The sequence below is a fragment of the Tepidiphilus sp. HLB4 genome (assembly GCF_054823945.1).
On sequence record NZ_JSYB01000016.1, the window covers coordinates 13,757 to 27,430 of the forward strand.

14 protein-coding genes and 1 tRNA gene are annotated in these 13,674 nt (G+C 63.1%); 5 read left to right on the top strand and 10 right to left on the bottom strand.

Annotation, left to right across the window (positions count from 1 at the left end; translation table 11 throughout):
- Position 1 precedes the first annotated feature (1 nt).
- From OA56_RS03925 to OA56_RS03940, 4 genes are all read left to right on the top strand, one after another.
- On the top strand, positions 2 to 619 hold the full coding sequence (locus tag OA56_RS03925) for a pilus assembly PilX family protein (RefSeq protein ID WP_461583578.1): 618 nt from the start codon (positions 2 to 4) through the stop codon (positions 617 to 619).
- Between the two features lie 14 nt (positions 620 to 633).
- Positions 634 to 3,954, top strand: a complete 3,321-nt coding sequence (locus tag OA56_RS03930) for a pilus assembly protein (RefSeq protein ID WP_461583580.1) — start codon at positions 634 to 636, stop codon at positions 3,952 to 3,954.
- Between the two features lie 3 nt (positions 3,955 to 3,957).
- Positions 3,958 to 4,356 (top strand): type IV pilin protein, encoded by a 399-nt coding sequence (locus OA56_RS03935; protein WP_461583582.1) that lies wholly within the window; start codon positions 3,958 to 3,960, stop codon positions 4,354 to 4,356.
- Between the two features lie 86 nt (positions 4,357 to 4,442).
- Entirely contained in the window at positions 4,443 to 4,937 is a 495-nt protein-coding gene (locus OA56_RS03940; RefSeq protein ID WP_461583584.1) for a disulfide bond formation protein B, read from the top strand.
- Position 4,938: 1 nt separating this feature from the next.
- Here the strand turns inward: OA56_RS03940 and OA56_RS03945 are convergent, their stop codons facing one another.
- Positions 4,939 to 5,259: a PilZ domain-containing protein gene (locus tag OA56_RS03945; RefSeq protein WP_461583586.1), complete on the bottom strand. Its 321-nt coding sequence runs from the start codon at positions 5,257 to 5,259 to the stop codon at positions 4,939 to 4,941.
- 114 nt (positions 5,260 to 5,373) lie between these two features.
- Positions 5,374 to 5,450 (bottom strand) — tRNA-Pro (locus OA56_RS03950).
- Positions 5,451 to 5,576: 126 nt separating this feature from the next.
- Between OA56_RS03950 and OA56_RS03955 the strand changes: the two genes are divergently transcribed.
- Positions 5,577 to 6,101, top strand: a complete 525-nt coding sequence (locus OA56_RS03955; protein ID WP_461583588.1) for a gamma carbonic anhydrase family protein — start codon at positions 5,577 to 5,579, stop codon at positions 6,099 to 6,101.
- Between the two features lie 3 nt (positions 6,102 to 6,104).
- Here OA56_RS03955 and OA56_RS03960 read toward each other — a convergent pair whose 3' ends face one another.
- From OA56_RS03960 to OA56_RS03995, 8 genes are all read right to left on the bottom strand, one after another.
- The gene (locus OA56_RS03960; protein ID WP_051240668.1) at positions 6,105 to 6,392 is read right to left on the bottom strand and encodes an FtsB family cell division protein; all 288 of its coding nucleotides are present in this window, start codon (positions 6,390 to 6,392) and stop codon (positions 6,105 to 6,107) included.
- A 13-nt stretch (positions 6,393 to 6,405) separates the two neighbouring features.
- Complete coding sequence (gene eno / locus OA56_RS03965) at positions 6,406 to 7,695, bottom strand: phosphopyruvate hydratase (protein ID WP_461583591.1); 1,290 nt, start codon at positions 7,693 to 7,695, stop codon at positions 6,406 to 6,408.
- A 30-nt stretch (positions 7,696 to 7,725) separates the two neighbouring features.
- The gene (locus OA56_RS03970; protein ID WP_082438416.1) at positions 7,726 to 8,028 is read right to left on the bottom strand and encodes a DUF1330 domain-containing protein; all 303 of its coding nucleotides are present in this window, start codon (positions 8,026 to 8,028) and stop codon (positions 7,726 to 7,728) included.
- Positions 8,025 to 8,870, bottom strand: a complete 846-nt coding sequence (kdsA, locus tag OA56_RS03975) for a 3-deoxy-8-phosphooctulonate synthase (RefSeq protein ID WP_055423830.1) — start codon at positions 8,868 to 8,870, stop codon at positions 8,025 to 8,027. Before kdsA ends, OA56_RS03970 begins: the two co-directional genes overlap by 4 nt.
- Entirely contained in the window at positions 8,867 to 10,540 is a 1,674-nt protein-coding gene (locus tag OA56_RS03980) for a CTP synthase (protein ID WP_461583594.1), read from the bottom strand. The genes kdsA and OA56_RS03980 overlap by 4 nt, the downstream gene beginning before the upstream one ends.
- Before the next feature lie 67 nt (positions 10,541 to 10,607).
- The gene (locus tag OA56_RS03985; RefSeq protein ID WP_461583596.1) at positions 10,608 to 11,153 is read right to left on the bottom strand and encodes an isochorismatase family protein; all 546 of its coding nucleotides are present in this window, start codon (positions 11,151 to 11,153) and stop codon (positions 10,608 to 10,610) included.
- A 10-nt stretch (positions 11,154 to 11,163) separates the two neighbouring features.
- Positions 11,164 to 13,122, bottom strand: a complete 1,959-nt coding sequence (locus OA56_RS03990; RefSeq protein ID WP_461583599.1) for an acetoacetate--CoA ligase — start codon at positions 13,120 to 13,122, stop codon at positions 11,164 to 11,166.
- A 49-nt stretch (positions 13,123 to 13,171) separates the two neighbouring features.
- Positions 13,172 to 13,600, bottom strand: coding sequence for an acyl-CoA thioesterase (locus OA56_RS03995; protein ID WP_461583601.1), 429 nt, complete (start codon positions 13,598 to 13,600; stop codon positions 13,172 to 13,174).
- Positions 13,601 to 13,674: the final 74 nt, after the last annotated feature.

Here is a 13,674-nt window from a genome sequence, read left to right on the forward strand (position 1 = left end):
CATGGCTTCTCCTCCTCTCATCTTTCCCCCGCCCGCAGCGCCCCTCGGACAACGCGGAGCCGCGCTCGCCACCACCCTCATCCTGCTCGTGATCGTCACCCTCGTCGCGCTCGGCGCCACCCGCTTCGTCGCCCAAGAAGAAAAAATGGCCGCTGGCATCCTCGACCGTGCCATCGCCTTCCAATCGGCCGAAGCCGGATTGCGCCGCGCCGAAGCGCTTGCGCTACCAAGCCCCCCGTCTACTGAAATCCTGAAACCCGATGGAAAATGCAATCAGACTCGTCAGAAACTCTGCACCAATGGCCTATGCGCCCCGCCCGACCCTGATTGCTCACCCCCCCGTTGGAAAGACTCATCCTTCACCGGTTGGATTTCGATTCTCGCCGGAACAGATACTACTTTGCCGGTGGTAGGTTTTTACGAATATATGGGAAGTTACAAAGACATCACCTGCATGGACGCGATTGGCGACAAAGAGGATGACAATGCATGCTTACTTGATCTCTATCAAGTAACCATCTGCGCAGCACGAAATGCCAGCACGACTTGCAAAGCAGCCTCGACCACCAGTTCTGGTGCGATCGTATTTCTTCAAAGCCATTATCAACGAACCCCTTGACGAGGGCAAACATCATGGCTCATATCCACCGTTTCGCCGCTACGGCCCTCGCCATCCTCTCCACGGCCGTATTCGGCAGTCCGCTGGACATTCCCAACATCCCTCCGGAGACGAGCACGAGCGTCGACCCCAACATCATGTTACTGCTCGACGATTCGGGATCGATGCAGTTCGAAATCCTGCCCGATTCTTTGACTTCGCTTACTTCACCGGAGACCTACTTCCTCTTTCCCCGCCCTACCGATCCCTATGGGGGATCTACTTACAATAAAGCCTACCTCGACTTGGACGACAAAGAAGACACTAACGTTACCCTTCGTTCCTCTAAGCGAAACGCACTCTTCTACAATCCTAGCGTCACCTACCAGCCCTGGCGTAAAGCAGATGGCAGTTCCTATCCTACTATCAATCCTGAAAGCGCTTCTTACGACCCGGCAGGAAGAAACAACTGCAAAATCAACCTGAAAACAGGGGACATGACGGGAAGTGACTGTTCGAAAACCACTTTATCTTACCCCATCACATTCTATGTCTATGTCGGCAGCGGCGATGACACCAACCGGACGAACTACATCCGCTATCAATACCGTTCCGGTGTCATGTATCAATGGAGAGTCGGAACCACGCGCAGAGAATGTACAACATGGTGGAATTGCCAAAATGTACCAGATGAGAAACGTGCCCCAGATCCCCTGCCCTGGGGCCGCTCCGTCGCCGACGAAGTACAGAACTTCGCCAACTGGTTCAGCTACCACCGCTCGCGCATCCTCGCGACCCAGGCCGGGGTGACCCGCGCCTTCGCCGAGCTCGGTGAAAACTACCGCGTCGGGTTCTGTACCATCAACACGTGCAAGAGCTCGAGCGCCACTCCCACCGTGCCAATCCCCCACGGTAAATTCACCGGTTCAAACAAAGCGGATTTCTTCAAGCAGGTCATCGAGGTGAAGATACCCATGCAGGGGACCCCCCTGCGTGGCGCCCTCGATTGGGCTGGTCAATATTATACAAAAGAAGAAGACAGTGGCCCCTGGGGCCCCAAAGTCACGGTTCAAGGCAAGCAGAAACAACTCTCCTGCCGCCAATCCTTCACCATCCTCACCACCGATGGTTATTGGACAGACGACTTCTCCGGCGCAGGCAACGCCGACAATGAATCGGGATCGAAAATCGAATCGCCTGACGGCAAGAAGACTTATACCTACCAAGCCAAGGCCCCCTTCAAAGACGACTATTCCAATACCCTGGCCGACGTGGCGATGAAATACTGGAAAGAAGATCTGCGCACCGACCTTCCCAACGATGTTCCCGCCGCCTCGTCCAACTTGGATGTGTGCAACGCCAACTCTCTGGATCCCACCTTCCCCGATCCTGCCTTCTGGCAACACATGACCACGTTCACCCTCTCTCTCGGCGTAAGCGGTACGCTGCCCCGCACGCCCGAGACCGTGGCAAAGCTGTGCAATGGCACGCAATCCTGGACCGACCCCACCAGTGCCAACGAAAAAAAGATCGACGACCTGTGGCACGCCGCCGTCAATGGCCACGGCAAGTTCTTCGCCGCCCAGAACCCGGACGAATTCGCTACAGGGCTCAAGGAAGCGCTGGGGGCCATCTCCACCCTGGTGAGTTCGGCCAGTAACGTGGCGGTCAATTCCAACCGTATCGATGGCAATACACTCACATTCTATGCCCGCTACTACCCCGGTGATTGGTACGGCGAACTCCTCGCCTACCCTGTCACGACGGACGGGGGTGACACGACGCCGAAATGGTCTGCCAGCATCCCCGCCGTCGGTTCCCGCAACATCTTCAGCTGGGACGGGAAAAAAGGCATTACCTTCGATTGGAGCTCTCTCACCAAAGCGCAAAAGACCGCCCTCGGTTCCCAAGACATCGTCGACTACCTGCGCGGCGAGCGGAGCAAAGAAGTGCAAAACGGCGGAACGCTCCGTAACCGCAAAAGCCTACTCGGCGACATCATCCACTCCAGCCCCGTATATGTCGACAACCAGAAAGACGGAGCCGAACGTGCGCAGACCGTCTTCGTCGGCGCCAACGACGGCATGCTGCACGCTTTCGACGCCACCAACGGCCAGGAACGCTTCGCCTACGTGCCCAACGCCGTGATCACGCCGGCGCTCGCCACCCTCGCCGATCCGGGGTACACGCACCGTTATTTCGTCGATGGGCCGATCGCCGTTACCTGGCCAGCACTCACCCCTGGCAAAAATATTCTCATCGCCAGCCTCGGTTACGGCGGCAAAGGGCTTTTTGCGCTCGACGTCACCACCCCCAACTCATTCTCGGAGAAAAACGTCCAATGGGAACTCGCCAACGATCCCGATCTCGGGCTAATGACGGGCGAGATGGTGCTGTCCAAGACAAACGGCGATCATACCGTTGTAATTTTCGGCAATGGCTATAACAGCACCAAAGAACACGCGGTACTCTTTATCGTCGATCTCTCTACGGGAAAAGTCATCAAGAAAATCGATACCGGCAGTGGTCCATCCAACGGGTTGTCTGCCGTGATCGGTTTTGATGCCAATCGCGACGGTACGGTCGATTACATTTACGCCGGCGATTTACAGGGGAATTTGTGGAAGTTCGATCTTTCCAGCACAGTCTCGAACGATTGGGACGTCGCAAAATACAACGGCCAGAAAGCACCACTGTTCGCCGCCGGGTCATCACAACCCATTACCGGTCGCCCAATGGTAGGGTACAACCCTGCTGATGGAAGTCGATGGGTCTTTTTCGGTACGGGGCGCTACCTGACGGCATCCGACATCTCCGACACGTCGACCCAAAGTTGGTACGGCATCATCGACGATGGGCAGAATGCCGTGACCCGCAGTCAACTCAAGGAGCGCAAGATCGTCGCAAGTGGAACGGACCCAAAAACGGGCGACCCGGTTCGTGCTTTTGAACTCGCCACCAGCAACGATATGAACGACAAGAAAGGCTGGTACGTCGACCTCGACCCCGGTGAGCGTATGATCTCGTCACAGGTACTGCGCGGTTCCGTACTCATCGCCAGCAGTATCATCCCCAACGATGACCCCTGTTCACCAGGCGGCACGGGCTACCTCAACGCAATCGACGCATTCACTGGCGCGGCGCTCGGTTATCCATTTTTTACCGACTACGGTACCCTTGCATCCGGCGGCAAGGACATTGCTATCGGTTCCATTGGTACAAGCTCTGGCATGCCCGGCGGGCCAACAATTATCGGTTCCCAAATTGAACTTCCACTTTCGAGTGGCACTAAAAATAAATATAAAATTTATCCCTCTAACAAACGAATCAACTGGCGCGAACTGATCCGGGAGTAAGCCATGCCTCGCACGCTACGCCGCAGCCGCGGCTTCACCCTGATCGAGCTGATGATCGTGGTCGCCATCGTCGCCATCTTGGCCGGGATCGCCTACCCCAGCTACCAGCGCCACGTGCTGCAGACCCGCCGCACGGCGGCGCAGGGGTGTCTGATGGAATTGGCCCAGTGGATGGAGCGCTACTACACCACCAAGATGACGTACAAGAATGCGGCGCTACCGGCGCTCTCGTGTACGACCGAGTTGAGCAGCTTCTATACCTTTGCCTTGGACGGGACACCGTCCGACACGAGCTATAAACTGAAGGCCACGGCCAAAGGAGCGCAGACGCGGGACACCGACTGCACGCCGCTCACCCTGGATAGCGCCGGCACCAAGGGCCCGGCTGGCTGCTGGCGCTGACCCCACACGATGGAGTGCGCTTTACGGAGCCAGGCTCGAGGGGCGGTACGGGGTACAATGGCACGGCCGCATTCGACGAGTCGAGCATGACCCCATCCCTGCCAGCGCGTCCCCTTTTCCTCGCCGCCGCCCTCGCCGTGGCGGCGCTGCTCTCTTTCGGCCTCTACCTGCAGCACGGCCTCGGCCTCGAGCCCTGCCCGCTGTGCATCCTGCAGCGCATCGCCTTCTTCGGGGTAGGATTCTTCGCGCTCCTGGGCACGATGTTCGGCACCCGTAAGCTCGCGGCCCGGGTCTGCGCCGGTGCAATGCTGCTGTGCGCCCTGGGGGGGCTGGGCACGGCGCTGTGGCAGAGCTGGCTGCAGCGGCACCCGCCCGCCGACCCTTTCGCCTGTGGCCCCGGGCTGGATTACCTGGTGGAGACGCTGCCACTCGCCGAATGGCTGCCCAAGGTGTTCGCTGGCGAGGGGCAATGCACGGCCATCGATTGGACTTTCCTGGGGCTTACCATCGCCAACTGGTCGGCGCTGTGGTTCGCGTTCTTCGCAGGGTTCGCGGCGTGGCTCGCGCTGCGCCGCGGCTGAATCAAGAGAGAACCTCCACGATCCGCCCGCCCAGCTCGCAGCGCCAGGTGCCGCCTTCGAGCCCGAGGCAGCGGCGCACCTCCAGGCGCACGCGCAGCGGACGCGCCGGCATGCCGTGCACCCCGCCGGGCTGCTCGAGCTGAACGGCAAGGATTTCCTCCGCGGAGGGGACGTAGTTGGTACGTAGCGCCATGCCGCCCACCGAGAGGTCGAAGCAGACGGCGTCGTGCACTTCACCCCGAGGGGAGAGCACCCGGGCAGGAATGCCGCCGGGCAGAGGGATACGGCGCTCGCAGCGCCGTTCGATGAACTGGCCTACCATGAAGGAAACCTCCCAAGCCAACGAGATGCAGTTTAGCTTGGGATGCGGAGGAAGGCAATGCGGAACAAAGGAAAAAAGGCTTACGCGAGCGATCACGTAAGCCTTTCGAATTCTTGGTCGGGGCGGCGGGATTTGAACTCGCGACCCCTTGCACCCCATGCAAGTGCGCTACCAGGCTGCGCTACGCCCCGACGAGTTCGCCATTATACCCGAGCCGGCGAAAAATACAACAAGGCCAGAATTCCTGCTGCAGCGCACAGAGACGGCATGTTATCCTTGCACGCATCCAATGCGACGCTCGAACAAGGAAAGCAGTAATGGCACTTTATGCCTTGGGCGACAAACGCCCGCAGCTCGGGCCAGATTGCTGGGTGGCCGATAGCGCCGAAGTGATCGGCGACGTGCGGCTGGGGCACGAAGTCTCGATCTGGTTCAATGCCGTGCTGCGCGGCGACAATGAACCGATCATCATCGGTAACGGCACGAACGTGCAAGACGGCGTGATCCTGCACGACGACGAAGGAATCCCGCTCACCATCGGCGCCGGCGTGAGCATCGGCCACATGGCCATGCTGCACGGGTGCACCGTGGGGGACGGCTGCCTCATCGGCATCAACGCGGTGATCCTCAACCGGGCGGTGATCGGGGCGCAGTGCATCATCGGCGCGAACGCACTCATCCCCGAAGGCAAAGTCATTCCTGATCGCAGCCTGGTGGTGGGCTCGCCGGGACGGGTGATCCGCACCCTGACCGACGAAGAAGTCGCGCGGCTACAGGCCAACGCGGCGCACTACCGCGAGGCGGCGCGGCGCTACCGCACGGCGCTCACACGCATCGGCTGAAGTTCAGGGAGTCGTCGCCTTGGACGGCAGGGTGAGAAGCACTTCGTCGGGGCGCAGGTAGTTGAGCGAGCCGCGCGCCACTGCTTCGAGCGCCTCACCACCGTTTTTCAGCTCTTCGATTTCGGCCGCGGCGGCGGCATTGCGCGCCGCGAGTGCTTCGTTGCGCTGGATGATCTCATTGAGGCGGGCGTCGAGCCGCTGTCGGTGCAGCAGACCGTCGCGGCCGAGCCACAGCTGATACTGCACGACCGCAAGCAGTACGACGAGGATCAGCCGCACCCACAGGCTCACGCCCCCTCCCGCCTCATCGAGTGCGCAGGTTGTAGAACGCCGCCAGCCCCGGATAGCGGGCGGTATCGCCGAGGTCTTCCTCGATGCGCAGCAGCTGGTTGTACTTCGCCAGGCGGTCGGAGCGCGACAGCGACCCGGTCTTGATCTGCCCGGTGGAAAGCCCCACGGCGATGTCGGCGATGGTCGAATCTTCCGTTTCGCCGGAGCGGTGCGAGATCACGGCGGTGTATCCGGCGCGCTTGGCCATTTCTACGGCGGCGAAGGTCTCGGTGAGCGTGCCGATCTGGTTGATCTTGATGAGGATGGAATTGGCCACACCCTCGCGGATGCCGCGCTCGAGCAGTTGCGTGTTGGTGACGAAGAGATCGTCGCCTACGAGCTGGACTTTCTTGCCCAGGCGCTCGGTAAGGATCTTCCACCCCGTCCAGTCGCCCTCGGCCATGCCGTCCTCGATCGAGACGATGGGGAATTTGTCGACCAGCGCCGCGAGATAGTCGGCAAAGCCCTCGGCGGAGAGCTTGAGCCCTTCACCGGCGAGCACGTATTCGCCGTTTTTGTAGAATTCGGAGCTGGCGCAGTCGAGCGCGAGCAGCACGTCGCGCCCCGGCTCGTAGCCGGCGGCGGAGACGGCTTCCAGGATGAGTGAGAGCGCCTCTTCGGTATTTTTCACGTTCGGCGCGAAGCCGCCTTCGTCGCCCACGGTGGTGGGGTGCCCCTTGCGATCGACGAGTTTCTTCAGATGCTGGAAGACTTCGGCGCCGCAGCGAAGCGCCTCGCGGAAAGATTCCATGCCCACCGGCATGATCATGCACTCTTGGATGTCGAGGCTGTTGTTGGCGTGCGCCCCGCCGTTGATGACGTTCATCATCGGCACCGGCATCTGCTTGGGCCCGGAACCGCCGAAGTAACGGTAGAGCGGCAGCCCCGCCTCCTCGGCTGCGGCCTTGGCCACCGCCATCGACACGGCGAGCATCGCGTTCGCCCCGAGGCGGGATTTGTTCTCGGTGCCGTCGAGCTCGATGAGGGTCTGGTCGATGAAGGTTTGCTCTTCGGCATCGAGCCCCAGCAGCGCTTCACAGATCTCGGTGTTGACGTTCTCCACGGCGCGCAGCACTCCCTTGCCGAGGTAGCGGGCGGGGTCGCCGTCGCGCAGCTCGATGGCCTCGCGCGAACCGGTGGAGGCACCGGAAGGGACGGCGGCGCGTCCCATCACGCCGGATTCGAGCAACACGTCCGCTTCGACGGTGGGGTTGCCGCGGGAATCGAGAATCTCCCGCGCGACGATATCGACGATGGCACTCATTTCATGCTCCAGACAGAATGAACAAATCTTTCAGGCGGACGGCAGGCCTTCGACCACCAGCATGTCGAACTCGGCCAGCCCTTCACGCGCCGCCCGCGCTTTGCGATAGGATTCCGAGTCATAAAACGCTTGCGCCGCCTCGAACGAAGGGAATTCGACGACGACCACGCGCTGCGGCTGCCATTGCCCTTCGAGCACGGCAAAGCGCCCGCCGCGCGCGAGATAACGCCCACCGTGCTCGGCCACCGCCGGGGCGGAAAGCTCACGATAACGCGCAAGCGCCTCATGGTCGGCACGACGCGCGACGACGATCACATAGGCTTTCGCATTCATTGCATCATCTCCTGTTCGATGAACCCTCTTTGCTTCGCCACCCGGTCGAGCGCGACGAGCGTGGTGAGGAGCTCGGCCAGACGCGGGATGGGCCAGGCGTTAGGGCCGTCGGAGAGGGCCTTGTCGGGATCGGGGTGCGATTCCATGAAGAGCCCGGCGATGCCGGCAGCCACCGCTGCCCGGGCGAGCACGGGGACGAATTCGCGCTGCCCGCCCGAAGCCTGCCCCTGCCCGCCGGGCAGCTGCACCGAGTGGGTGGCGTCGAACACCACGGGGCAGCCGGTGGCACGCATGATGGCGAGCCCCCGCATGTCGACCACGAGGTTGTGGTAGCCGAAGCTCACGCCGCGCTCGCACACGAGGAGGGTGTCGGCTCCCCCGTTGGCTTCCTTGGCCTTGGCCACCACATTGACCATGTCCTCGGGGGCGAGGAACTGCCCTTTCTTGATATTGACCGGCTTGCCGCTCGCGGCCACCGCCTGGATGAAGTCGGTCTGGCGGCAGAGGAAGGCCGGCGTTTGCAGCACGTCGACCACTTCGGCCACCGGCGCCACTTCGGCTTCGGTGTGCACGTCGGTGAGCACCGGCACGCCCACGCGCTCGCGCACCTCGGCCAGGATCTCCAGCCCTTTGGCCATGCCCAAACCACGGAAAGATTTGCTGGAAGTGCGGTTGGCCTTGTCGTAGCTCGACTTGTAGATGAAGGGCACGCCGAGCGCGGCAGTGATCTCCTTGAGCGCCTGCGCCGATTCGAGCGCCATCTGGCGCGACTCGATCACGCAGGGGCCGGCGATGAGGAAGAAGGGCCGGTCGAGCCCGACTTCGAATCCGCACAGTTTCATGCCGCCTCCTTGCTCGATGCGATCGCCGTGGGACGCCCGGCGCGCCGGCGCGCTTCCAGCGCCGCCTGCACGTAGGCGATGAAGAGCGGATGGCCTTCGCGCGGGTTGGACGTGAATTCGGGGTGGAACTGGCAGCCGACGAACCAGGGGTGCACGTCCTGCGGCAGTTCGATCATCTCGCACAGATCGGTGCCGGGGGCGCGACCCGAGACCACGAGCCCCTTTTCTTGCAGCAGCGGCAGCAGGCGGTTGTTCACCTCGTAGCGGTGGCGGTGGCGCTCGAGCACCTGCGGCGCGCCATAGATCTGCCGCGCGAGCGTGCCTTCGGCGAGCAGGCACACCTGGCCGCCCAGGCGCATGGTGCCGCCCAGGTCGGATTCTTCGCTGCGCCGCTCGATCTTGCCGCTGCGGTCCTGCCATTCGGTGATGAGGCCGACCACGGGGTACGGCGTGTCGGGGTCGAACTCGGTGGAGTGCGCTCCTTCGAGGCCGGCGACGTGGCGGGCGAATTCGACCACCGCGAGCTGCATGCCGAGGCAGATGCCGAGGAAGGGGATCCGGTGTTCGCGCGCGTACTGGATGGCGAGGATCTTGCCTTCGGTGCCACGCCGCCCGAACCCGCCGGGCACGAGAATGGCGTCCATGCCGGCGAGCGCGGCACAGCCTTCGTCTTCCAGGGTTTCGGAATCGATGTAGTGGATGTTCACCCGGCAGCGGGTGTGCAGCCCGGCGTGGGTGAGCGCTTCGACCAGCGACTTGTACGATTCGGTGAGATCGACGTACTTGCCGACGAAGGCGATGTCGACCTCGGCGCGCGGGTGTTCCCAGGCATCGACGATGCGCTGCCACACGGAGAGATCGGCCGGGCGGGCGAGGAGGTCGAGCTTGTGGCAGACGATCTCGTCGAGCATCTGCTCGTGCAGCAGCAGGGGGATGCGGTAGATGGTGTCGGCATCGCGCGACTCGATCACCGCCTGCGGGCGCACGTTGCAGAAGAGCGCGATCTTGCGCCGTTCTTCTTCGGGAATGGCCCGGTCGGCGCGGCAGAGCAGGATGTCGGGCTGGATGCCGATCTCGCGCAATTCCTTCACCGAGTGCTGCGTGGGCTTGGTCTTGAGCTCGCCGGCGGCGGCGATGTAGGGCAGCAGCGTGAGATGGATGTAGCACACGCCCTGAGGGCCCAGCTCGATGCCCATCTGGCGGATGGCCTCGAGGAAAGGCAGCGATTCGATGTCACCCACGGTGCCGCCCACCTCGACGATGGCCACGTCCGCCCCTTCGGCGCCGCGCTCGATGAAGCGCTTGATCTCGTCGGTGATGTGCGGGATCACCTGCACGGTCTTGCCGAGGTATTCGCCGCGGCGCTCCTTGCGGATGACGGATTCGTAGATCTGGCCGGTGGTGAAGTTGTTGCGCCGGCTCATCTTGGCGCGGGTGAAGCGCTCGTAGTGACCGAGGTCGAGGTCGGTCTCGGCGCCGTCTTCGGTGACGAAGACCTCGCCGTGCTGGAACGGGCTCATGGTGCCCGGATCGACGTTGATGTAGGGGTCGAGCTTGAGGTGGGTGATGCGGATGCCGCGCGATTCGAGAATGGCCCCGAGCGAGGCGGCGGCGATCCCCTTGCCGAGCGAGGAGACCACGCCGCCGGTCACGAACACGTACTTGGTCATGGGAACGTGGATTGGCTGGAAAAGCGAATGATAGCCGATCCCGGCCGCTTCGCGAACGCCGTGCGCTTCAGCGGATCAGGGTGCGCAGCACGTCGCGGAAGAGGTCCGTGCCGCCGCGTTCGAGCCACTCGAAGGCCACCATCTCGCGGCAGACCACCACGGCCCCAGCCTGGCGCATCCGCTCGAGGGCGAGCAGCCGATCCTCGGCACGGCGCGAGCCGACCGCCTCGGCCACCACGAACACCTGCTTGCCCGCCTCGAGCAGGTCGAGCACCGTCTGCAGCACACAGACGTGCGCCTCGGTGCCGGCCACGATCACCTGCCCGGCGCGCCCTACGGCGGTGCCCTCGAGCACGCCGTCGCGTACCGCCGAGAAAGCGGTCTTGCGCACCCGCTCGGCCGCGGGCGGCAGCAGTTCGAACAGCTCGGGCACGGTCTGACCGATCTTCTCGGGGAAGTGCTCGCTCACCACCACCGGCACCTGCAGCTTGCCGGCGAGCCGCAGCAGCCAGGCGGCGGATTCCCGTACCTGCTCCTCGTGCTCGATCACCGGCAGCAGGCCGCTCTGGATGTCGACCACGAGCAGGGCGCTTTCCCTGACATGCATCTTCATCCTCGCCCCCTCAATCGCGCAGTTCGGGACGATCGCGGAAGTGCTCGAGCGCCTCGGGATTGGCGAGCGCCTCGACGTTTTTCACCGGCTGACCGTGCACCACCTGGCGCACCGCGAGCTCGACGATCTTGCCGCTCTTGGTGCGCGGGATGTCGGGCACCTGCACGATCTTGGCCGGAACGTGGCGCGGCGTGGTGTTGTCGCGGATCACGCGGCGGATCTTTTCCTGCAGCGCCTCGTCGAGCACCAAGCCTTCGCGCAGGCGCACGAAGAGCACCACGCGCACGTCGCCCTGCCAGTCCTGACCGATGACGATGGATTCCTCCACCTCGGGCAGTTTCTCCACCTGGCGGTAGATCTCGGCCGTGCCGATGCGCACCCCGCCGGGGTTGAGCGTGGCGTCCGAGCGGCCGTAGATGATGAAGCCGCCGTGGATCGTTTCCTCGCAGTAATCGCCGTGGCACCACACGCCGGGGAAGCGCTCGAAGTAGGCGGCGCGGTACTTGCTGCCGTCCGGGTCGTTCCAGAATCCCAGAGGCATCACCGGGAAGGGACGGGTGCACACGAGCTCGCCTTTCTGCCCGACGACGGGGTTGCCGTTCTCGTCGAACACCTGCACCGCCATCCCCAGCCCCTTGCACTGGATCTCGCCGCGCCACACGGGCAGCGTCGGGTTGCCCAGCACGAAACAGGAAACGATGTCGGTGCCGCCGGAGATCGACGACAGGCAGAGGTCGCGCTTGATGCGGGTGTAGACGTAATCGAAGCCCTCGGGCATGAGGGGGCTGCCGGTGCTGAACATCGTGCGCACCGTGTCGAGTCGGTGCGTTTCGATGGGCGCGAGCCCTTTCTTCGCCGCCGCATCGAGGAATTTCGCTGAAGTGCCGAAATGCGTCATGCGCTCGGCGTCGGCGTAGTCGAAGAGGATGGTGCCGTCCTTGACGAAGGGCGAGCCGTCGTAGAGGAGCAGCGTCGCCTCCGAGGCCAGGCCCGAGACGAGCCAGTTCCACATCATCCAGCCGCAGGTGGTGAAGTAGAAGAGCCGGTCGTCGGGCTTGACGTCGCCGTGCAGCTTGTGCTCCTTGAGATGCTGCAGCAGCACCCCGCCGGCGCAGTGCACGATGCACTTGGGCAGCCCCGTGGTGCCGGAGGAATAGAGGATGTAGAGGGGATGATCGAACGGCAGGCGCACGAAGTCGATCTCGGTCGCGTCGCGGTGCGGCGCGGTGAACTCGGCCCAGCCCTGCGCGCGGTCGATCATCGAGAGATCGGGCAGCGCCTCCAGATACGGCGTGACCACCACCCGGCGCACCGAGGGAAGGCCGGCCACCACTTCGGCCACCTTGCCGCGGATATCGACCGCCTTGCCGTTGTACCAGTAGCCGTCGACGGTGAAGAGCACCTTGGGCTCGGTCTGGCCGAAACGATCGAGCACTCCTTGCACGCCGAAATCGGGGGAAGCCGAAGTGAAGATCGCTCCCAGGCTCGCCGTGGCGAGCATGGCGATGACCGTGTGCGGCATGTTGGGCATGTAGGCCGCGACCCGGTCGCCGCGCGTCACCCCCGCTTCGGCCAGGGCCCGGGCCACACGGGCCACTTCGAGATACAGCTCTTCCCAGCTCCAGCGCTGCTTGACCCGGTCCTCGCCCCAGAACACCATCGCCTCGCGCCCGTCGCGCCGGCGCAGCAGGTTCTCGGCGAAATTGAGCCGCGCCTGCGCAAACCAGCGCGCCCCAGGCATCTTGTGGCCATCGACGAGCACCACCTCGCCGCGCTCGCCGATCACCCCGCCTTCGTCCCACACCGAAACCCAGAATTCCTCGGGATGCTCGATGCTCCAGCGGTGCAAGGCCGCGTAGTCGGGGAAATTCCGGCTCCAGCGCGCTTCGACGTGGCGGGTAAACGCCGTGATCGTGGCGCTCGCCACCCGTTCGGCCGAAGGTACCCAGATGGGGTTCGTCTCGCTCATTTCCTTCCTCCTTTTGGTTGATTTTTATGGGTATTTTTGGCCTTTCGGCTCAGCCGGGAGAACCCGACAGCGCCCGACGCAGATCATCGGGCAAGGGCGTAGAACGGCCGGTGGCGGCGTCCACCCACACCATCTTACCGGAACCGGTGGCGTAGAGGGTCTCGTCGCCCACCAGGCGCAGCTCGTACCAGCTCGTCACGCTCGAGCGCCCCGGCTCGCCGGCATATACCGTGACCTCGCACACGGCCGGATAGGTCACCGGCTTGAGGAAATTGCAGTCCGCATGCACCAGCACCGGCGAGGGCGACACACCGGCCACCACCCGATAGCCCAGCGCTTCGAGCCATTCCACTCGTGCCTGTTCGAAATAGCGAAAATAGATCGTATTATTGACATGGCCGAAGGCATCCATGTCGCCCCAGCGCACGGGGATTTTGGTCGTGAGTACTTTCCGGGCATGGGCCGGGCGTTGTGTCATGATCGCGTCTCCTCGAAAGCGTGATTGATCGTCGGCCCGTTTTCTGCCAACATACGGCAGCGTATGGCCTCTCA